This is a genomic window from Streptomyces sp. TLI_105 (assembly GCF_900105415.1).
Taxonomy (GTDB): Bacteria; Actinomycetota; Actinomycetes; order Streptomycetales; family Streptomycetaceae; genus Streptomyces.
In genome coordinates this window covers 4,432,053-4,450,385 of the sequence record NZ_FNSM01000001.1, presented here as the reverse complement: position 1 = coordinate 4,450,385, position 18,333 = coordinate 4,432,053, and the positions used below count along the sequence as shown (strand labels likewise).

Genomic DNA, 18,333 nt, shown 5'->3' with positions numbered 1-18,333 from the left:
CCGATTGTCCGCGGCTCGGAGCATGATGGGTGCCATGACTACCGAGAGCAAGGACTTCGACACCCCCGTCTGGGAGCAGCGCTTCCGGGCACCCCGCGTCTCCCTGCCCGAATGGGCCGAGGAGGCCCCGGACCGCTCACTCTTCGTGTCCAACGCGACGGGGACGTACGAGCTGTACGCCTGGGACCGGGCGAGCGGTGAGCAGCGGCAGGTCACGGACCGGCCGAACGGGACGACGGACGGGGCGCTGTCGCCGGACGGCGCCTCGGTCTGGTGGTTCGCGGACACCGACGGGGACGAGTTCGGGGTGTGGATGCGCCAGCCGTTCGCGGGCGGCGAGGACGAGCCGGCCGTGCCCGGCCTCGACCCGTCCTACCCCGCCGGGCTCGCCATCGGCCGGGAGGGCACGATCGTGGTGGGCCGGTCCACGGACGAGGAGGGGTCGACGGTCCATCTCGTACGGCCCGGGGCCGGCGCTCCGGTCGAGATCTACCGGCACCGGGAGTCGGCCGGCGTCGGCGACCTCTCCTACGACGGCTCGTTGATCGCGATCGAGCACACCGAGCACGGCGACGCGATGCACTCGGCGCTGCGCGTGCTGCGCGCCTCGGACGCGGGCGTGGTGGCCGAGCTCGACGACACCAAGGGCGGCACGGAGGAGCTGGGGCTCACCGTCCTCGGTTTCGCCCCGCTGGCCGGGGACACCCGGCTGCTCGTCGGCCATCAGCGGCGCGGCCGCTGGGAGCCGATGCTCTGGGACGTGGCGACGGGCACCGAGACCGACCTGCGGCTCGATCTGCCGGGCGACGTGTCGGCGGAGTGGTATCCGGACGGCTCGGGCCTGCTGATCGTGCACGGCTTCGAGGCCCGCAGCGAGCTGTGGCGGTACGAGATCGCGACCGGCGCCCTGGTCCGGGTGGAGACCCCGGCCGGTTCGGTGTCGAGCGCGACGGCCCGGCCCGACGGCTCCGTGGAGTACCTGTGGTCCTCGGCCGCCGAGCCGCCGGTGGTGCGCTCCACGGCCGGCGGCGTCGTCCTCGACCCGCCCGGTCCGAAGGCGCCGCCGTCGGTGCCCGTGGAGGACGTGTGGGTGGACGGCCCCGGCGGCAGGGTCCACGCGCTCGTGCAGCGCCCGGCGGGGGGCGAGGGCCCCTTCCCGACTGTCTTCGAGGTGCACGGCGGCCCCGCCTGGCACGACAGCGACGCCTTCGCGTCGGGCCCGGCGGCCTGGGTGGACCACGGGTACGCGGTGGTGCGGGTCAACTACCGGGGCTCCACGGGGTACGGCCGGGAGTGGACCGACGCGCTCAAGCACCGGGTCGGTCTGATCGAGCTGGAGGACATCGCCGCGGTCCGCTCCTGGGCCGTGGAGAGCGGCCTCGCGGACCCGGCGCGGCTCGTCCTGGCCGGCGGTTCCTGGGGCGGCTACCTCACGCTGCTCGGTCTGGGCACCCAGCCGGACGACTGGGCGGTCGGTCTCGCGGCCGTGCCCGTCGCGGACTACGTCACGGCGTACGAGGACGAGATGGAGGCCCTGAAGGCGCTGGACCGGACGCTCCTGGGCGGTTCCCCGGAGGAGGTGCCCGAGCGGTACGCCGCCTCGTCGCCGCTGACGTACGTGGACGCGGTGAAGGCGCCGGTGCACGTGTCGGCCGGTGTCAACGACCCGCGCTGCCCGATCCGGCAGATCGACAACTACGTCGACCGGCTGGCGGCCCGGGGCGCGGTCCACGAGGTGTACCGGTACGACGCGGGCCACGGCTCCCTGGTGGTGGAGGAGCGGATCAAGCAGGTCGCCCTGGACCTGGACTTCGCGGCGAGACACCTGGGGACCACTCCGCCGGTCCGGGGAGGCGCCGCGGCCTCGGCCTGACCGGCCGGCGCCCGGGGACCCGGTCGTCGGGAGGTGGTGTCCGCTTGCGTACCGTGGGGGCGTGTACCGGTTCCTGAGAACGCCCCGCTGGTGGGGGATCAACGTCTTCGTCCTCCTCGCGATCCCGTTCTGCGTCTTCATGGGGACCTGGCAGCTCGGCAAGTTCGAGGACCGCGTCGACTCCCATCGGGAAGCCGAGCGGCGGCCCGCCGCGAGCGCGGAGAAGGCCGAGCCGCTGGACTCCCTGCTGCCGGTGGACAAGGAGACCTCGGGTCGCTCGGCGCAGGCACGTGGCCGGTTCGGGGGGCAGTTCCTCGTGCCGGACCGCGAGCTGGACGGGCGCACCGGCTCGTACGTCCTGACGCTGCTCAAGACCGACGGCGGCCGGTCGCTGCCGGTGGTCCGGGGCTGGCTCCCCACGGGCGCGAAGGCCCCCGCCCCGCCGTCGGGCGAGGTGACGGTGGTGGGCGCGCTCCAGGCCTCGGAGAACCCGGGCACGAAGGGCGTCCAGGCGGCGGGCGGGCTGCCCGAGGGGCAGCTCGGCATGATCAGTGCGGCGTCCCTGGTGAACGTGGTCTCGGACGACGTCTACGACGCCTGGATCACCCTCGCGGACTCCCCCGCCGGGCTCACGCCGGTCCCGGCGGTGGCCGCGGCGGGCACGAGCCTGGACGCGAAGGCCTTCCAGAACCTCGGCTACACGGCGGAGTGGTTCGTCTTCGCGGGCTTCGTCGTCTTCATGTGGTTCCGCCTCGTACGCCGCGAGGCGGAGGCCTCCCGCGACGAGGCACTGGGCCTGTAGGCCACGGCTCGGCCACGAAGGGCCGGGGCCGGGGTCGACACCAGGGCCGGGGCCGGGGCTCGGGGCCCGAAACTTCCCGACCCCCGGGCCGCCAGGCCGTCGGCCACGAGCTCAGGAGCCGGTGGCCGCCGCGCCGCCGGACGCAGGCTCGGAAACCGGTGACCACCCGGCTGACCGGGCACAGGCGCGGAAACCGGCGACCACCCGACCCCCGACCCCCGGGCGCAGGCTCAGGACCCGGGCGGCCGACCGGCCGACCAGCCGCCCGGCCGACCGGCCCCCGGGTTCAGGAGCTCGCCAGGGTTCCGGTGCGGTAGATGGTGCCGGCGCAGGCGTTGGGGATGACGGCCGAGGCCGTGGGGCCGCCCGGTTCCGCGGTGTGGCTGACCACGATGCTGCCGTCCGCCGGAGCGCCGTCCTCGCCGAGCAGCTGGAGTGCCGCGCCGGCACCCTCCTCGGCTCCGGCTCCGGCCCCGGCGCCGCCGGAGTCGGTGCCGCCCGCCCCGCTCGTCGGGTCGTCCGTCGGGGTCGGCGTCGACGTGGCCGTCGGGGTCGGGGTGGCGGGCGGTTCGGTCGGGGGGGTCGGCGTGGGGGTCGGGGTGGTGCCAGTCGTCGGGCAGGTGTCGCTCGGCACCCAGACGAACTTCACCTCGTAGCTGCCGCTCGGCTGCAGGGCGAGCGCGAGCGACTCCTGTGAGGGGTCGGGCAGTCCGCTGCCGTCGCCCGAGGTGTGCCGGACCACCGAGATGCGGGCCGGGTCCGCCGCCCCCCTGGCCTCGAAGCCGACGATGCCCGCGCCGTCCACCAGGCAGGTCCGGTCGGAGACGTTGGCGATGCGGAAGGTGCCGTGGACCTTGCCCTCGCTGTCGGCCCCCTCGGCTCCCTCCCTGACGACGCCGAGCTGCTCGGCGGTGCACCGCGGGGTGGAGCCGGGGTCGGCGCCCAGCGTCTGGTGCGGGCCGACGCCGGAGGCGCCGGAGCCCGGGCGCTGCGGCTTGCCGGAGGCGCCGTCGGCCCCGCCGGGGCTCGGCGAGACGTTGCTCGCGGGGGCCTTGGAGCTCTGGCCGCCCTCGACGCCGGTCTCGGTGCCGGTGCCGCCCTGGGCCTGCTCGCCGTGACCGGCGTTCACCGGGTTGGCGGCGGAGAGGCCGCCCGAGGAGGCGACGTGCACGAAGGCGGGGACGGCCGTGCCGATGAGGACGGCGGCGGCCGCGGCGCCGACGATGGCCTGCCGCTTGCGGGCGCGCCGCGCGGGCACGGCACGGCGCAGGTGTTCCAGCGAGCCGAGGGAGGGCTCCATGCCGCCCACGGCGTCCTGGAAGAGCCGCCGCAGCGCGAGCTCGTCGTCGCCCTCGCCGGGTCCGGGCTCGATCTTCACCATGCGCTGTCCACTCAGCTCGTCACGTTCATCCAGGGCGTCGGGATTCTCCGAGGCGGAGGCCGGGGCGGCGGACGCGGTGTCGTCCTCGCGCGCCGTCTCGGCGGCACGCCTCTCGGGGACGTCGTCGCCGTCACGGTCCTCGTGGGCCACGCCGTCCCCGCGGGGTGCCTCGCTCATGTCGTCGCTCCCATCGCGACGCGCAGCGCCGCGATGCCCCGCGAACCGTACGCCTTCACCGAGCCCAGGGATATCCCGAGCGTCTCGGCGACCTGGACCTCCGTCATGTCGGAGAAGTACCGCAGGGCGAGCACCTCGCGCTGGCGCCGCTGGAGTCCGCGCATCGCCTTGATCAGGTCCTCGCGCTCCAGCTGCTCGTACGCCCCCTCCTCCGCGCTGGCCATGTCCGGCATCGGCTTGGACAGCAGCTTCAGGCCGAGGATGCGGCGGCGGAGCGCGGACCGGGAGAGGTTCACCACGGTCTGGCGCAGGTAGGCGAGCGTCTTCTCGGGCTCGCGCACCCGCTTGCGGGCCGAGTGGACGCGGATGAAGGCCTCCTGGACGACGTCCTCACAGGAGGCCGTGTCGTCGAGGAGCAGCGCGGCGAGACCGAGCAGCGACCGGTAGTGGGCGCGGTAGGTCTCGGTGAGGTGGTCGACGGTGGTGCCGGCGGCCGGGGCGGTCTCGGTGCTCCGGCGGGGCGACGGGATGCCGTCCACGTCGCCGGTGCGGGATCCGGTGGGCACGGGGGCGATCACCGGCATGCCGCCGAGCGCGCGCGGGCGCCTGAGCGGGCGGACCGCTGAGCCGCGTACGGGGACGACGGCGCTGCTCCGCATGGGGAGCACCGCCGTGCCCGCGCCGCGCAGCGGGGCGATGGTTGCGATGTCGAGTACCTCTGCCACGCTTGTTGGACACGCTTCCCCCCGGCAGGGTTGTACGCGTACGCCACCTTTTTCGACGGCGACTTGTTCGTCCTCATGCGTAACCGTTCTCCCCCGATGCCCCGCTTCCAGCGTGTCCCGCGCACACGGTCGTGGGTGCACGCAGAGACGCGCCCCGCCCAACTCTGGTTGCAGTACGGGGGAAGTGCATCGTCGACCACGGCATCGCCGCAGTTCAAGGGGTATCTGACGCCTTTTTGCTCACAGGTCGTTCACAGATCACGCAAATCCGTGACAAGCGATTCCGCGATCTGAAGCGCGTTCAGGGCCGCGCCCTTGCGGAGGTTGTCGGCGCAGACGAAGAAGTCGAGCGCGCGCTCGTCGTCGAGGGAGCGCCTGACCCGGCCGACCCAGGCGGGGTCGGTGCCGACGACGTCGGCGGGGGTGGGGAAGTCTCCGGCGGCCGGGTCGTCGCAGAGCACGACCCCCGGTGAGGTGGCCAGGACCTCGTGGGCGCGGTCGACCGGGACGGGGTGCTCGAAGCGCGCGTGCACGGAGACGGAGTGCCCGGTCACGACGGGGACGCGGACGCAGGTGGCGGCGATCCGGAGGCCGGGGAGGCCGAGGACGCGGCGGGTCTCGTCGCGGACGTGCTCCTCCTCGGAGGAGGCCCCGTCGGCGCCGGGGGTGCCCGACCAGGGCAGGACGTTGAGCGCGAGGGGTCCGAAAAAGGGGCCGGTGTTCTCGCCGACGGCGCGCCGTACGTCTCCGGGGTGCGTGCCGAGGTCGGCGTCGCCGGCCACCAGGCCGAGCTGGGCGCGGAGCGCGTCGACGCCCGCCTGTCCGGCACCGGCGCCGCTGGCGGCCTGCTGGGCGGTGACGACCAGTTCGGCGAGGCCGAACTCGGCGTGCAGGGAGCCCACGGCGACGATCAGCGCGAGGGTGGTGGAGCCGGGGCCGGCGACGATGCCCCGGGGGCGCAGCCGTGCGGCGGGCGCGTTGAGCTCGGGGACGACGAGCGGCACGTCGGGGTCGGCGCGGAAGGCGGCGGAGGTGTCCACGACGACGGCGCCCTTGGAGACGGCGAGCGGCGCCCAGTGGGCGGCGACGGTCTCGGGCACGAGGAAGAGCGCCAGGTCGACGCCCTCGAAGGCTTCCTCGCTCAAGGCGAGGATCTCGCACTCCTCCCCCCGGACGGAGGCCTTGCGGCCCTCCGAGCGGGGGGAGGCGAGGAGGCGGATCTCGCCCCAGACGTCCGCGTGGTGCGTGAGCATCTGGAGCATCACCGAGCCGACCGCCCCGGTCGCTCCCACGACCGCGAGCGTCGGCTTCGGGTTCATCGTCCGGTGCCTCCGTAGACGACGGCCTCGTCCGAGTCGCTGTCCAGGCCGAAGGCGGTGTGGACGGCGCGCACGGCCTCGTTGACGTCGTCGGCGCGGGTGACGACCGAGATGCGGATCTCGGAGGTCGAGATCAGCTCGATGTTCACGCCCGCGTCGGAGAGCGCCCGGAAGAAGTCCGCGGTGACGCCCGGGTTGGTCTTCATGCCGGCGCCGACCAGGGAGATCTTGCCGATCTGGTCGTCGTAGCGCAGCGAGTCGAAGCCGATCGCGGCCTTCGCCTTCTCCAGGGCGTCGATGGCCTTGCGGCCCTCGGCCTTGGGGAGGGTGAAGGAGATGTCCGTGAGGCCGGTGGAGGCGGCCGACACGTTCTGCACGATCATGTCGATGTTGATCTCGGCGTCCGCGACGGCCCGGAAGATGGCCGCGGCCTCGCCCGGCTTGTCCGGCACGCCGACGACGGTGATCTTCGCCTCGGAGGTGTCGTGGGCGACGCCCGAGATGATGGCCTGCTCCACCTTGGGACCCTTTTCGTTGGAGTGTCGCTCGTTGCTGACCCAGGTGCCCTGCAGCCCCGAGAAGGACGAGCGGACGTGGATCGGGATGTTGTAACGGCGTGCGTACTCGACGCAGCGGTGCAGCAGCACCTTGGAGCCGGAGGCGGCGAGCTCCAGCATGTCCTCGAAGGAGATCCAGTCGATCTTCTTCGCCTTCTTCACGACGCGCGGGTCGGCCGTGAACACACCGTCGACGTCGGTGTAGATCTCGCAGACCTCGGCGTCGAGCGCCGCGGCGAGCGCCACGGCGGTGGTGTCGGAACCGCCACGGCCGAGCGTGGTGATGTCCTTCTTGTCCTGGGACACGCCCTGGAAGCCGGCGACGATGGCGATGTTGCCCTCGTCGAGGGCGGTACGGATCCGGCCCGGCGTGACATCGATGATGCGCGCTTTGTTGTGGACCGAGTCGGTGATGACGCCTGCCTGGCTGCCCGTGAACGACTGGGCCTCGTGGCCCAGGTTTTTGATCGCCATGGCCAGCAGGGCCATGGAGATCCGCTCTCCGGCGGTCAGCAGCATGTCGAACTCGCGTCCGGCAGGGATCGGGGATACCTGCTCGGCGAGATCGATCAGCTCGTCCGTCGTGTCGCCCATCGCGGAAACCACGACGACCACCTGGTGGCCGTTCTTCTTGGCGTCCACGATCCGCTTGGCGACGCGCTTGATGCCTTCGGCATCGGCAACGGAGGAGCCTCCGTACTTCTGCACGACAAGGCCCACGTGCGCTCCTCGCTCAGTCTGTGCCGCAGCCGGCGCTGCGATCGCCTCAGTCTATCGAGGGACCCGAAAACGCCAGCGTGATATCGAATGATGAGACGCGCTGCTCGCGGAGTGATCACCCACGTCCGTCGGCGACCGATCGGCCGGCGGTGGGCCGTCGGCCGCCCGGCGGCGCGCTACTTCCTGAGCGACCTGATCCGCAGGCCCAGCGGGGTCGCGATCTCCTCCAGCATCACGCGGCCCGCCTCCTCCGCGAGGTCGTCCTCGGCGAGGTCCTCGTCCGTGTCGAGTCCGTCGAGCTCCGCGAGGGGCTGGTCGAGGCGGACGTGGGCGACGAGGGACTGGAGGGCGCGGAGAGTGGCCGAGGCGGTGGGGCCCCAGTTGGAGAAGTACGAGAACTGCCACCACCACAGCGCCTCGCTGGTGCGGCCCGCGCGGTAGTGGGCGAGCCCGTGGCGCAGGTCGGTGACGATGTCGGCGAGGTTGTCGGAGATCCGGGCCGGCACCGGGGCCTTGCGCGGCTCGTACGGGTCGAAGACCTCGGAGAAGACGTCGACCGGCTCCAGCATCACCGCGAACCGCTCGCGCAGGTCGTCGACGTCCGGCTCGGGGCCCGTGTCCGGCTCGTACCGCTCGTCCGGGACGATGTCCTCGTGCGCGCCGAGCCGGCCGCCCGCCAGGAGCAGCTGGGAGAGCTCCAGGAGGATGAAGGGCACGGCGCTGTCCGGCTCGTCGCCCTTGGCGACCTCGGTCGTCGCGACGATGAAGCTCTCGATCGAGTCGGCGATCTGAACCGCGAAGTCGTCCGGATCCTGCGTGACGGAGTGCAGTGTGGGATCAGACATCGAGCAGCCTCCCTGAGAACACGCGGCGCGCGCCGGACCTGTCGTCATACATCTAGCAGCCGCCGTCCCTCGAAGGCACGGCCGAGGGTCACCTCGTCGGCGTACTCCAGGTCGCCGCCGACCGGGAGGCCGCTGGCGAGCCGGGTCACCTTGAGCCCCATGGGCTTGATCATCCGCGCCAGGTACGTCGCGGTGGCCTCGCCCTCCAGGTTCGGGTCGGTGGCGAGGATCAGCTCGGTGACGGTGCCGTCCGCGAGCCGCGCGAGCAGCTCGCGGATGCGCAGGTCGTCCGGGCCGACCCCCTCGATGGGGCTGATCGCGCCGCCGAGGACGTGGTACCGGCCGCGGAACTCACGCGTCCGCTCGATCGCCACGACGTCCTTGGGCTCCTCGACCACGCAGATGACGGTCAGGTCGCGGCGCGGGTCGCGGCAGATGTTGCACTGCTCCTGCTGCGCCACGTTCCCGCAGACCGCGCAGAACCTGACCTTCTCCTTGACCTCCAGGAGGGCGTGCGCGAGACGCCGGACGTCCGTGGGCTCCGCCTGGAGGACGTGGAAGGCGATCCGCTGCGCGCTCTTGGGACCGACGCCGGGCAGCCTGCCCAGTTCGTCGATGAGGTCCTGAACCACGCCTTCGTACAACGGAACGCCTCTCTCGGAGTGCTTGATTCTTACGGTAGTGGCTGGAAGCGAGCCTTAGAAGGGGCTCAGAAGCCGAGACCCGGCATGCCGCCCATGCCCTGGGCGAGCGGGCCGAGCTTGGTCTGCTGGAGCTGCTGCGCGTTGTCGTTGGCGGCCTGCACGGCGGCGACGATCAGGTCGGCCAGCGTCTCGGTGTCCTCGGGGTCGACCGCCTTGGGGTCGATCTCCAGGGCGCGCAGCTCGCCGGCACCGGTGACGGTCGCCTTGACCAGGCCGCCGCCCGCCTGCCCGTCGACCAGGGTCGCCGCGAGCTCCTGCTGGGCCCGGGCGAGGTCCTGCTGCATCTTCTGGGCCTGCTGGAGAAGCTGCTGCATGTTGGGCTGGCCACCACCGGGGATCACGGTCACTCCTCAGGTTCGATATGTCGGTATGCCGAGCCTACGTGGTCACGGACCGGGGCGCCGACGCAACTCTTTCGAGTGAGAAACTGCGGGCTCCTCTACCTGATCAACACCCTCTTGCGGGCGGAAATCCCGGGATTCCGGGCCCATCGCCCACCATTCGGCGGTAGGAAGGGCAGGCACCACGTGCACCGCACGTCACAGAAGGACACGCGCGCTGAGCTGAACAGAGGAGTCCCCCGGTGAGCCAGCAGCCGGAGATGCAGCCACCGGGACCCCCCGGGGGAGACGTCCACCGCGATCTGACCGGTACGCCCTTCCCCCTGGGCGACTGGGGGGAGCCGGCCGAACGGCTCGACGAGCTGTACCGCTGGGTCGAGAACAACGCCCTGCGCACCGCCGAGTGGTACCTCTCCGACCGCGTCTGGAAGCGCCGGGCCGCCCGGATCCTGCGGATCGGCACGGCCGCGGGGGTGATCGCGGGCGCCGCGCTCCCGCTGCTCGACCTGACCGGGGTCGCCGAGGGCACCTCGGGCTGGGGCTATCTGTCGCTGCTGCTCGGCGCCGCCTGCCTGGCCTGCGACCGGTACTTCGGGCTGACGTCCGGCTGGATAAGGGACGTGGCGACGGCGCAGGCCGTGCAGCGCCGGCTGCAGGCGCTCCAGTTCGACTGGGCCTCGGAGAGCGTCCGGGAGGTCCTGGGCCCCACGGAGGGCACGGCGAGCGAGGCGGCCGAGCGCTGTCTCGGCGTGCTGCGCCGCTTCTCGGAGGACGTCACGGAGCTGGTGCGGGCGGAGACCGCGGACTGGATGGTCGAGTTCCGCTCGGGCCCGGCGCCGCTGGCGCTCCAGTCGGTCGGGGTGGTCCCGGCCAGGTCCGAGGTCTCCCACCCCTCGGGCCGTTTCCCGCTGCCGCCGGGCACCCGGCCGAACATGCCGCGCCAGCGGCCCCCGGAGACCCGCTGACGCGGGCTGCTCCGGGGGCCTCGGCGCAAGCCGCTCCGGGAGACCTCGGCTCAGGTCGCTCCGGAAGACCTCGGCTCAGGATGCTCCGGGACCTCAGCTCAGGATGATCATCGAGCCCTGGGCGAGGCTCCGGGTCGCCGCCGCGTGCAGCCCCAGCCAGACGTGCCGCTCCCGGGCGAAGGGGTGGCCGTCGTACGGCACGGCCACGGCCGGCTCCTCCAAGGTGGTGGGCCGCTCCGGCGGCTGCGGGGCGGCGGGCGGGTTCGCCGGGTCGATGCCGATCGAGGGCGCCACGAACTCCAGCTCCCGCAGCAGCCCGTACGAGGAGCCGAGCGGGCCGCCGCCTTCGAGGAGCTCGTCGTTGGCGAGCGGCACGGGGAAGTCCACCGGCACGTACGCGCCCGCGTGGTCGTAGTGCCAGACCAGGTGGGACTGCTGGGCGGTCGTCTCGAACATCTCCAGGAGCTGTTCGTAGTCCCCGCCGAGCTCGTCGACGGGCTCGACCGGCAGCCCGCACATCCGGAGCAGGTAGGCCCGGCGCAGGAAGTGCAGGGCCGTGTAGTCGAAGCCGGCGACCGGGGCGACGTCGCCGGAGAGCCCCGGCATGTACGCGTAGACGGGCACGGTCGGCAGGCCCGAGGCGCTCAGGACGGCGTCGTAGGCGGCTATCTCTTCGGCGAAGGGATTGTCGGGGCTGTGGCACAGCACGTCGACGAGGGGGACCAGCCACAGGTCACAGGCCAAGGGAGGCTCGCTCTCCGTCAGTTGCAGGGACGGCCAGGGTAGTCGGCCGCGCCGACGACGCCCACCCGCCGATGACCTGCCCCCGGATGCCCGGCCTCAACCCGAAGGTCCCCCTCGGTGCCCGCCGCCACGTCAGCGGAGGGCCCGCGCCTCCAGGCGGTCGGCCCATTCCAGCGAGTGGGCGTTGTAGGCCCGGACGACTTCGACGGCCGCGTCCGCGTCGCCGCGGGTGATCGCGTCGACCAGGTCCACGTGCCCGCTCCACAGCCAGCCGAGGACGTCCCGCTCGGAGCGCAGGTAGGGCACGGAGAAGACCCAGGCCTGGACGCGGAGCCGGTGCAGGAAGTCGGCGATGTAGTCGTTGGCGGAGACGAGGCGGCCCAGCTCGCGCCAGTAGCGGATGTCGTAGCCGATGAGGATGTCGAGGTCCCCGGCCCGGGCGGCGCGGGCGGCGGCCTCCCCCCGGCGGCGTACGGAGACGAGCGCGACGCCGATGCCGAGGTCGGGCTCCGGAGCGGGGGGCGGCGGGGTCGTCGAGGGGGCGTGGCGGCGGAAGATGCCGTCGACGACGAGCATCCGGGCCTCGACCATGCCCCGGTAGTCGTCGATCGAGTACTGGTGGACGCGGAAGCCGCGGTGCTGGTCGGAGTCGAGGAGGCCCTGGGCGCAGAGGTCGACGAGGGCTTCGCGGACGGGCGTCGCGGAGACCCCGTACTGCTCGGCGATCTGCTTGACGGTGAATTCCTCGCCGGGCTGGAGACGGCCCGCGAGCACTTCGTCACGGAGCGCGTCCGCGATCTGCTGTCGCAAGGTGCTGCGCGTGACAGCTCCGCTCGCGGGCATGTGGTCGGTCCCCTCCGTACGGTTCCGGACACCCTAGTCCAGACGGAGGGGACCTCCCGGTACTGCGGTTATGCGGTGTGCTCGTCGGCGACCGCGAGGGCCGCGTCCAGGGCCGCCAGGCCCTCCTTGGCCTCGGCCTCGGAGACGTTGCAGGCGGGAACGGCGTGGGTGCGGTTCATGTTGATGAAGGGCCACAGGCCGTTCTTCTTCGCCGCCGCGCCGAAGGCGGCCATCGGCGCGTTGGCCTCGCCGGCCGCGTTGTACGGGACGAGCGGCTCGCGGGTCTCCTTGTTCTTGACCAGGTCGAGCGCCCAGAAGACGCCCATGCCGCGGACCTCGCCGACGGAGGGGTGGCGCTCGGCGAGCTCGCGCAGGCCCGGGCCGAGGACGTTCTCGCCGATGTGGGCGGCGTGCTCGACGACCTTCTCGTCCTCCATCACCCGGAGGGTGGCGACGGCGGCGGCGCAGGCCAGCGGGTGACCGGAGTAGGTCAGGCCGCCGGGGTAGGGGCGCTTGTCGAAGGTGGCGGCGATCTCGGCGTTGATGGCGACGCCGCCGAGCGGCACGTAGCCCGAGTTCACGCCCTTGGCGAAGGTCATCAGGTCGGGCACGACGTCGAAGTGCTCGGAGGCGAACCACTTGCCGGTTCGGCCGAAGCCGGCCATGACCTCGTCGAGGATGAAGACGATGCCGTACTTGTCACAGATCTCGCGGACGCCGGCGAGGTAGCCGGGCGGCGGGGTCATGATGCCGGCGGTGCCGGGCACGGTCTCCAGGATGATCGCGGCGATCGTCGCCGGACCCTCGAAGGCGATCGTGTCCTCCAGGTGCTGGAGGGCCCGCGCGCTCTCCTCCGCCTCGGTGGTGGCGTAGAAGGGCGAGCGGTAGAGGAACGGCGCCCAGAAGTGCACGACGCCCGCGGAGGCGGTGTCGGAGGCCCAGCGGCGCGGGTCGCCGGTCAGGTTGATCGCGGTGGAGGTGGCGCCGTGGTACGAGCGGTAGGCGGAGAGCAGCTTCGTACGGCCGGTGTGCAGCCGGGCCATGCGGACGGCGTTCTCGACGGCCTCGGCGCCGCCGTTGGTGAAGAAGATCTTGTCCAGGTCGCCCGGGGTGCGCTCGGCGATGAGGCGTGCGGCCTCGGAGCGGACGTCCACGGCGAAGGCGGGCGCGAAGGTCGCGAGCTTCCCGGCCTGCTCCTGGATGGCGGCGACGACCCTGGGGTGCTGGTAGCCGATGTTCGTGTAGACGAGGCCGCTGGTGAAGTCGAGGTAGCGGTTGCCGTCGTAGTCCCAGAAGTACGAACCCTCCGCGCCGGCCACGGCGAGCGGGTCGATCAGGCCCTGGGCGGACCAGGAGTGGAAGACGTGCGCGCGGTCGGCGGCCTTGACGGCCGCGCCGGCCTGGGGGTCGGGTTCGACATGAGGGGTCATGGGGTCGAGGGTAAGGAACCGCAGGTGGGACGGGCCATCACCATCTTGTCCACCGAGACCGCGGCGGACCCGACACGTTGCCGGTCGGGCCGGTGAGCCGCCCGCGCGGGCGCTCGGCCGAAGATCACGTCCACCAGGGCGCCTAAGCTGCGCGCCATGAGCACGTCAGCGCGTAGTGCCGCCACCACGTTCACCGGCTGGGGCATGGTCCTCAGTGGGGCGGCCGCCGTCGTCGTCGCCTTCTGGGGCGTCTCGCCGTACCCGCCGCTCGTCCCCGAGCTGCTCCTCGCCGGGCTCTCGGCGCTCTTCGCGGTGGGCTGGGTCCTCGCCTCGTACCGCGCCGCGGCCCGCGACCGCGACCCGCTGCGCAAGCCCCGCCCGGACACCCGGTACCCGAACCCCGTCCTGCGGTACGTGCTCTGCTTCGGCGTCCCCCTCGCCACCTTCGCCGCCTTCCTGACGGCCTTCAACGTCAGCGGCTCCTACGGCCGCGAGACCGAGCGTCTGGAGCGCGCCGGGTACGACGAGTACTCCGTCGCGGTCGTCCGCCTCGCGGGCGAGCCCGAGTTCCACGAGGGCGGCGAGGACCACGACCCCTACTACCTCACCGACCTCGCCCTGCGCATCCCGTACGAGGCCGGCCGCCGCGAGGTCACCCTCCGGGGCGTGTACACCCGATCCAAGGCGCCCAGGCCCGGCACGAAGGTCGACGTCTACTTCGCGCCCCGCGACCCGAACACACCCGTCACCGAGGACGGCAGACGCTCCACGGTCCGCCTGTTCCTCATCGCCTTCCTCGGGATCTGGATCTGGCCGCTGCTCCTGGGCGTGGGCTTCTCCCTGAAGGGGATGTCCGACGACGACGATGTGCACGACCTGCGCCGCTTCAGCCCCGGCGTCCACCTGCCCGCGCTCGCCGTCCTGCTCACCGGCCTGCTCCTGCTCCTGCCGAAGGCCCTGGACTTCCAGGTGGCCGGCCACGACCAGCTGTACGCCCTCATCTCCTGTCTGACCCCCGCCCTCGCCCTGACCTGGGTGGTGATCAAGAAGGCGTGAACAGCTCGGTGACCGCGCTCCGCAGGAGCAGCGGGTGGACGAAGCGGTTCGCGGCGGTCGGCGGGAACCGCCAGGCCAGGGGCCAGGTCCGGCCGACCAGGGCGGGGACGGGGACGTAGCTGACGTGGGCGGGCCCCGCGTTGAAGCGCGTCACCCCGCGCGGCCACGCCCGGCGGGCCGTCGAGCCGGGCGGCACGAGGAAGTAGACCCCGCGCCGGCCGTTCGCCTCGATGACGACGGGGCCCGGGTCTCCCCCGGTGAGCGCCTCCATCCAGTCGGCCAGTCGGCGCCCCTCGTCGCCGTCGACACGAACGGCGTCGAATTGTACGCCCGCCTTACGGAGTTGGAATCCGGAAACTGGAATCCAATCCGCCTTCACTTCCCGATCCTCTTCATTCACGAGACCATGTTCGCGCGTCGACGCTAGCGTTTTCCACGACTGCGGCGGGCGCGTCGGCGACCCCTTGACCTGCGCCAACGCCCCTCGTACGCAGTCGAATTCGGCGGGGAGCAGTTGAGACCGGTTGAGATCGGTTGAGTCCGAATGGGGAGCGTGAACGGCACGAGCGGAGAACAAGGAAACGGTGGGCCCCGCGGCCAGGATGGCGGCCGCCGTGGCGAAGAGATTGCGCCAGAAGAAGGGCTGGACCCAGGAGCAGTTGGGGGCGCAGACGGGCTTCACGGGGGCGGCCATCAGCTCCATGGAACGGCTGATCCATCCGGTGAGCGACGAGATGCTCGTCCAGCTCGAACGCGTCCTCGGCGGCGGCACGGGCATCTTCGAGGAGATGCGGGAACTCGTACGGCTGGAGAAACTCCCGGAGCAGTTCCGGGGGTACGCGCCGATCGAGCAGAAGGCGGTGGCGCTGTGGCTCTATGCGAACCACGTTGTCCACGGCCTCTTCCAGGCAGAGGCATACGCACGGGCGTTGATTGCGGGCGGCTACCCGAAGCCGACGCCGGAGCGGGTCGAGGAGCTGGTCGTCGGCCGGATGGCGCGGAAGGCGCTCTTCGACCGGAAGCAGGTGTGCGAGATCGAGCTGATCCTCGACGAGTCGGTGCTGCGGCGGGCGATCGGCGACGAGGAGGTCATGCGGGAGCAGTTGACGTACCTGGCGGAGTGCGCCCGGAAGAGGAACGTGAACGTCCAGGTGCTGCCGCTGGATGCGGGGTTGGGGGGCGAGTACGCAGGCGACCGAGGCATGATGAACCTCGTCGAGACCCCGGCCCACGACCACGTGACCTTCCTGGAGATCCAGGGGGAGAGCCTGTTGATCTCCGACCGGACGAAGGTCAGTACGCACCGGCAGCGTTATGCGAAGATCCGGGCACAGGCCTTGGATCCGCGCAGGTCGCTGGGCCTCATCGAGGAGTTGGCGGGAGCACGGAGATGAACGACACCCTGCACTGGTTCAAGTCCAGCTACAGCGACAGCGGCGGCGGGGACTGCGTCGAGGTCGCCCTCGACCGACGACCGGAAGGCGCCGCCCTCTACCTCCGGGACTCCAAGGTCCCCGACGGCCCCACCTTCGCCGTCGAGCCCGCCGCCTGGGCCGCCTTCCTGACCTGGCAGGACTGAGCGTCCGGGCTCCGTCCCGGACAGGACCGGCTTCGTCCCGGACATGTCCGGGACGAAGCCGGTCCTTCCGTCGGCGCGTCCGGCGCGACCAGAGTGGCGCCCCGTCGGGCTCCGGAACCCCGGGGCCCCGAACGACGAAGGAGCCATCATGCGTTTCCGTATGCTCGCCGCGGCCGGTGTCCTGGCCGGTGCCGTGATGTCCGCGACGGCCGTGGCGCCCGCCCAGGCGGCCCCCACGGGAGCCAGTGCCGGGTGGGCGATGTCCATCGGCGGACCGATCAGGAGCTGCGCGGCCGCCAGTTGCAGCGTCAACTACCAGACGTCCTACGGCGAGGACGTCTACTGGGACTCCAGCAAGATCAACTCGTCGGGCAACCGCTGGTACCACGTGACCTCGCCGGCGTACGGCTGGATCTACTGCGGGAACATCAGCGCTCCCTGCTAGGTCTCCCTGCCGGGCCTCCCGGCTACGCCGCCAGTTCCTTCGCCAGGGACGCCGCCGCCGCGAGGGACTCCGCGCGGGAGGCCTCGTGCAGCGGGACGAGTTCGGCCATCGCCGGGACGTGCGGGGCGAGGGTCAGCTCGGGGACGATGAAGCTGACGTCCAGGCCGAAGCCGCCCCCGAGGGCCTGCCGCAGGTAGCCCTCGACGTAGTCGTTGCCGTGCATCGGCGTGCCCTCGCGGTAGGAGCCGCCGCGGCTGGCGACGACGACGGCCCGCTTGCCGGCGAGCGAGGGGTGCTCGGTCACCGAGGTGCGGCCCACGAGGAAGACGTGGTCGATCCAGGCCTTCAGCGTGGACGGGATCGTGTAGTTGTACATCGGGGCGCCGATCAGGATCACGTCCGCCTGCTCGGCCTCCTCGATCAGCTCGGCGCGCAGGGCGAAGGCCGCGCGCTGCTCGGGCGACCGCTCGGCGGGGGCGGTGTTGCCCGCGTAGTAGGCGGCGGCCCCCAGGTGGGGGATCGGTTCCGCCGCGAGGTCGCGGTGGATCACCGTCCCCTCGGGGTGCTCCGCCTCCCAGACCTCGCGGAAGGCGGCGGTGACGGCGCGGGAGTGGGAGTCGGCGCCGTTGAAGGACGTGTCGATGTGGAGCAGCGTGGCCATGGGGATCGTCTCCTGGGAGTCACAGGGGCTGGTGAGAGAGATCCTTCTTCCTCAACCAAAGTTGAGGTCCAGCCCCTGTGACCCGGATCACCCTCAGATCATCAGGATCATCCGGCCCGGCCTGTGCCCCTCCTCCGCCCTGCGGTGCGCCTCCGCGACCTCTTCCAGGGGCATGACGTCGGCCACCCGGGTGATCAGCTCCCGGTCCGCCACCTTCCGCAGGCTCTCCGCGAGCCGGGCGGCGTCCGGCTTGGCCCGTACGGTCTCGACGCGGATGCCCCGCTCGGCGGTCGGAACCCGGTCGGGAGCGAGCGCGGCGAACACGCCGCCGTCCTTGACCACCGGGAGCAGCTCGGCGCCGATGAGCGCCCCGTCGAAGACCGCGTCCACCCGGTACGGGTCGCCTTCGATCACCTTCGCGACCACGTCCGCCGGGGTGCCGCGCGTGACGACGTGGTCCGCGCCGATGACCCTCAGCTCGGGCCCGTCGCCCTCGTGGGCGACGGCCACCACGCGCAGTCCGGCGGCGTGGGCGTACTGGACCGCCAAGCGGCCCACCACCGCGCTCGCACCGGTCACGAGCAACGTCGCCCCCTCCCGGAGCGCGAGCCGTTCGAGGCCCTGCTGGGCGGTGGCCGAGGCCAGCGGGAGGGAGGCGGCGACGGTGAAGTCCACGTCGTCCGGGATCGGGGCCAGCCACTCCGGCTCGGCCCAGATGATCTCCGCGTACGTGCCGTCGCCCGTCAGCATCTCGAACCAGGGCACGAAACCGGCCACCCGGGTGCCGGGCTCCATCCCGGGCGCGGGGTCGAGGAGCTTGCCCGCGAAGTCCGTCCCCAGGACGAACGGGGGCCTGAGGTCGCCGACCGCGTCGGCGTACCGGCCGGCGCGGATCCGCAGGTCCGCCTGGTTCACTCCGGCCGCCTTCAGCCGCACCCGCACCCTGCCCGGGACGGCCCCGGCCTCCGGCTCGGGCCGGCGGGCCATTCTGAGGACCTCGGGTCCTCCGTAGGCGGTCACTTCGACGACACGCATCGAGCGCATGGGGTACTCCTCACACGGAAGGCCCCCTCGTGGCCCATTACACCCACGCTCCAGACCCCCGGCAACCCATGCCCGTCCACCCGAGTAGCCCTCCCTGAACGAAGGGCGAAGTCCAGGTGGCG

At 72.2% G+C, this 18,333-nt stretch carries 20 protein-coding genes; 7 read left to right on the top strand and 13 right to left on the bottom strand.

The window, feature by feature from the left end; translation table 11 throughout:
- Nucleotides 1-25 precede the first annotated feature (25 nt).
- Both BLW86_RS20395 and BLW86_RS20390 read left to right on the top strand, forming a co-directional pair.
- Nucleotides 26-1,873 carry a S9 family peptidase gene (locus tag BLW86_RS20395; protein ID WP_371129546.1) on the top strand — a complete coding sequence of 616 codons (1,848 nt, stop codon included), beginning with the start codon at nucleotides 26-28 and terminating at the stop codon, nucleotides 1,871-1,873.
- A gap of 61 nt (nucleotides 1,874-1,934) precedes the next feature.
- The gene (locus tag BLW86_RS20390; protein WP_093875360.1) at nucleotides 1,935-2,675 is read left to right on the top strand and encodes an SURF1 family protein; all 741 of its coding nucleotides are present in this window, start codon (nucleotides 1,935-1,937) and stop codon (nucleotides 2,673-2,675) included.
- Nucleotides 2,676-2,961: 286 nt separating this feature from the next.
- Here BLW86_RS20390 and BLW86_RS20385 read toward each other — a convergent pair whose 3' ends face one another.
- The 7 genes from BLW86_RS20385 to BLW86_RS20355 all read right to left on the bottom strand — a co-directional run bounded on the left by BLW86_RS20385 (nucleotide 2,962) and on the right by BLW86_RS20355 (nucleotide 9,444).
- Complete coding sequence (locus BLW86_RS20385; protein ID WP_256341370.1) at nucleotides 2,962-4,233, bottom strand: hypothetical protein; 1,272 nt, start codon at nucleotides 4,231-4,233, stop codon at nucleotides 2,962-2,964.
- Nucleotides 4,230-4,958, bottom strand: a complete 729-nt coding sequence (locus BLW86_RS20380; RefSeq protein ID WP_093875359.1) for a SigE family RNA polymerase sigma factor — start codon at nucleotides 4,956-4,958, stop codon at nucleotides 4,230-4,232. The genes BLW86_RS20385 and BLW86_RS20380 overlap by 4 nt, the downstream gene beginning before the upstream one ends.
- A gap of 251 nt (nucleotides 4,959-5,209) precedes the next feature.
- Nucleotides 5,210-6,277: an aspartate-semialdehyde dehydrogenase gene (locus tag BLW86_RS20375; protein ID WP_093875358.1), complete on the bottom strand. Its 1,068-nt coding sequence runs from the start codon at nucleotides 6,275-6,277 to the stop codon at nucleotides 5,210-5,212.
- Nucleotides 6,274-7,554, bottom strand: coding sequence for an aspartate kinase (locus BLW86_RS20370; RefSeq protein ID WP_093875357.1), 1,281 nt, complete (start codon nucleotides 7,552-7,554; stop codon nucleotides 6,274-6,276). The genes BLW86_RS20375 and BLW86_RS20370 overlap by 4 nt, the downstream gene beginning before the upstream one ends.
- A gap of 176 nt (nucleotides 7,555-7,730) precedes the next feature.
- Entirely contained in the window at nucleotides 7,731-8,399 is a 669-nt protein-coding gene (locus tag BLW86_RS20365; protein WP_093875356.1) for a DUF5063 domain-containing protein, read from the bottom strand.
- A 44-nt stretch (nucleotides 8,400-8,443) separates the two neighbouring features.
- A complete protein-coding gene (gene recR / locus BLW86_RS20360; RefSeq protein WP_030747474.1) occupies nucleotides 8,444-9,043 on the bottom strand; it encodes a recombination mediator RecR in 600 nt (199 codons plus the stop codon).
- A 65-nt stretch (nucleotides 9,044-9,108) separates the two neighbouring features.
- On the bottom strand, nucleotides 9,109-9,444 hold the full coding sequence (locus BLW86_RS20355; protein WP_093878766.1) for a YbaB/EbfC family nucleoid-associated protein: 336 nt from the start codon (nucleotides 9,442-9,444) through the stop codon (nucleotides 9,109-9,111).
- 260 nt (nucleotides 9,445-9,704) lie between these two features.
- On the opposite strand from BLW86_RS20355, the gene BLW86_RS20350 reads away from it, so the two are divergent.
- On the top strand, nucleotides 9,705-10,409 hold the full coding sequence (locus tag BLW86_RS20350; RefSeq protein ID WP_256341693.1) for an SLATT domain-containing protein: 705 nt from the start codon (nucleotides 9,705-9,707) through the stop codon (nucleotides 10,407-10,409).
- A 93-nt stretch (nucleotides 10,410-10,502) separates the two neighbouring features.
- On the opposite strand, the gene BLW86_RS20345 is transcribed toward BLW86_RS20350, so the two are convergent.
- From BLW86_RS20345 to BLW86_RS20335, 3 genes are all read right to left on the bottom strand, one after another.
- On the bottom strand, nucleotides 10,503-11,153 hold the full coding sequence (locus tag BLW86_RS20345; RefSeq protein ID WP_093875354.1) for a hypothetical protein: 651 nt from the start codon (nucleotides 11,151-11,153) through the stop codon (nucleotides 10,503-10,505).
- 132 nt (nucleotides 11,154-11,285) lie between these two features.
- Nucleotides 11,286-11,996 carry a GntR family transcriptional regulator gene (locus tag BLW86_RS20340; protein ID WP_093875353.1) on the bottom strand — a complete coding sequence of 237 codons (711 nt, stop codon included), beginning with the start codon at nucleotides 11,994-11,996 and terminating at the stop codon, nucleotides 11,286-11,288.
- Between the two features lie 68 nt (nucleotides 11,997-12,064).
- Nucleotides 12,065-13,426, bottom strand: a complete 1,362-nt coding sequence (locus BLW86_RS20335; protein WP_093875352.1) for an aspartate aminotransferase family protein — start codon at nucleotides 13,424-13,426, stop codon at nucleotides 12,065-12,067.
- A gap of 156 nt (nucleotides 13,427-13,582) precedes the next feature.
- Here BLW86_RS20335 and BLW86_RS20330 point away from each other — a divergent pair, with 156 nt between their 5' ends.
- Nucleotides 13,583-14,482, top strand: coding sequence for an MFS transporter (locus BLW86_RS20330; RefSeq protein ID WP_143060263.1), 900 nt, complete (start codon nucleotides 13,583-13,585; stop codon nucleotides 14,480-14,482).
- On the opposite strand, the gene BLW86_RS20325 is transcribed toward BLW86_RS20330, so the two are convergent.
- Entirely contained in the window at nucleotides 14,469-14,861 is a 393-nt protein-coding gene (locus BLW86_RS20325) for a hypothetical protein (RefSeq protein WP_093875350.1), read from the bottom strand. The genes BLW86_RS20330 and BLW86_RS20325 overlap by 14 nt on opposite strands.
- 223 nt (nucleotides 14,862-15,084) lie before the next feature.
- Between BLW86_RS20325 and BLW86_RS20320 the strand changes: the two genes are divergently transcribed.
- From BLW86_RS20320 to BLW86_RS20310, 3 genes are all read left to right on the top strand, one after another.
- Complete coding sequence (locus tag BLW86_RS20320; RefSeq protein ID WP_093878765.1) at nucleotides 15,085-15,876, top strand: helix-turn-helix domain-containing protein; 792 nt, start codon at nucleotides 15,085-15,087, stop codon at nucleotides 15,874-15,876.
- Nucleotides 15,873-16,061, top strand: a complete 189-nt coding sequence (locus tag BLW86_RS20315; protein ID WP_093875349.1) for a DUF397 domain-containing protein — start codon at nucleotides 15,873-15,875, stop codon at nucleotides 16,059-16,061. The genes BLW86_RS20320 and BLW86_RS20315 overlap by 4 nt, the downstream gene beginning before the upstream one ends.
- Before the next feature lie 148 nt (nucleotides 16,062-16,209).
- On the top strand, nucleotides 16,210-16,506 hold the full coding sequence (locus BLW86_RS20310; RefSeq protein ID WP_093875348.1) for a hypothetical protein: 297 nt from the start codon (nucleotides 16,210-16,212) through the stop codon (nucleotides 16,504-16,506).
- A 22-nt stretch (nucleotides 16,507-16,528) separates the two neighbouring features.
- Here the strand turns inward: BLW86_RS20310 and BLW86_RS20305 are convergent, their stop codons facing one another.
- Both BLW86_RS20305 and BLW86_RS20300 read right to left on the bottom strand, forming a co-directional pair.
- The gene (locus BLW86_RS20305; RefSeq protein ID WP_093875347.1) at nucleotides 16,529-17,167 is read right to left on the bottom strand and encodes an FMN-dependent NADH-azoreductase; all 639 of its coding nucleotides are present in this window, start codon (nucleotides 17,165-17,167) and stop codon (nucleotides 16,529-16,531) included.
- Between the two features lie 93 nt (nucleotides 17,168-17,260).
- Nucleotides 17,261-18,211 (bottom strand): NADP-dependent oxidoreductase, encoded by a 951-nt coding sequence (locus BLW86_RS20300; protein ID WP_256341369.1) that lies wholly within the window; start codon nucleotides 18,209-18,211, stop codon nucleotides 17,261-17,263.
- Between the last annotated feature and the right edge of the window lie 122 nt (nucleotides 18,212-18,333).

Coding starts and splice junctions, on each gene's coding strand:
- BLW86_RS20395 (WP_371129546.1), top strand. CDS start 26: ATGGGTGCCATGACTACCGAGAGCAAGGACTTCGACACCCCCGTCTGG.
- BLW86_RS20385 (WP_256341370.1), bottom strand. CDS start 4,233: ATGAGCGAGGCACCCCGCGGGGACGGCGTGGCCCACGAGGACCGTGAC.
- BLW86_RS20375 (WP_093875358.1), bottom strand. CDS start 6,277: ATGAACCCGAAGCCGACGCTCGCGGTCGTGGGAGCGACCGGGGCGGTC.
- BLW86_RS20365 (WP_093875356.1), bottom strand. CDS start 8,399: ATGTCTGATCCCACACTGCACTCCGTCACGCAGGATCCGGACGACTTC.
- BLW86_RS20350 (WP_256341693.1), top strand. CDS start 9,705: ATGCAGCCACCGGGACCCCCCGGGGGAGACGTCCACCGCGATCTGACC.
- BLW86_RS20340 (WP_093875353.1), bottom strand. CDS start 11,996: ATGCCCGCGAGCGGAGCTGTCACGCGCAGCACCTTGCGACAGCAGATC.
- BLW86_RS20335 (WP_093875352.1), bottom strand. CDS start 13,426: ATGACCCCTCATGTCGAACCCGACCCCCAGGCCGGCGCGGCCGTCAAG.
- BLW86_RS20330 (WP_143060263.1), top strand. CDS start 13,583: ATGAGCACGTCAGCGCGTAGTGCCGCCACCACGTTCACCGGCTGGGGC.
- BLW86_RS20320 (WP_093878765.1), top strand. CDS start 15,085: ATGGCGGCCGCCGTGGCGAAGAGATTGCGCCAGAAGAAGGGCTGGACC.
- BLW86_RS20315 (WP_093875349.1), top strand. CDS start 15,873: ATGAACGACACCCTGCACTGGTTCAAGTCCAGCTACAGCGACAGCGGC.
- BLW86_RS20310 (WP_093875348.1), top strand. CDS start 16,210: ATGCGTTTCCGTATGCTCGCCGCGGCCGGTGTCCTGGCCGGTGCCGTG.
- BLW86_RS20305 (WP_093875347.1), bottom strand. CDS start 17,167: ATGGCCACGCTGCTCCACATCGACACGTCCTTCAACGGCGCCGACTCC.
- BLW86_RS20300 (WP_256341369.1), bottom strand. CDS start 18,211: ATGCGCTCGATGCGTGTCGTCGAAGTGACCGCCTACGGAGGACCCGAG.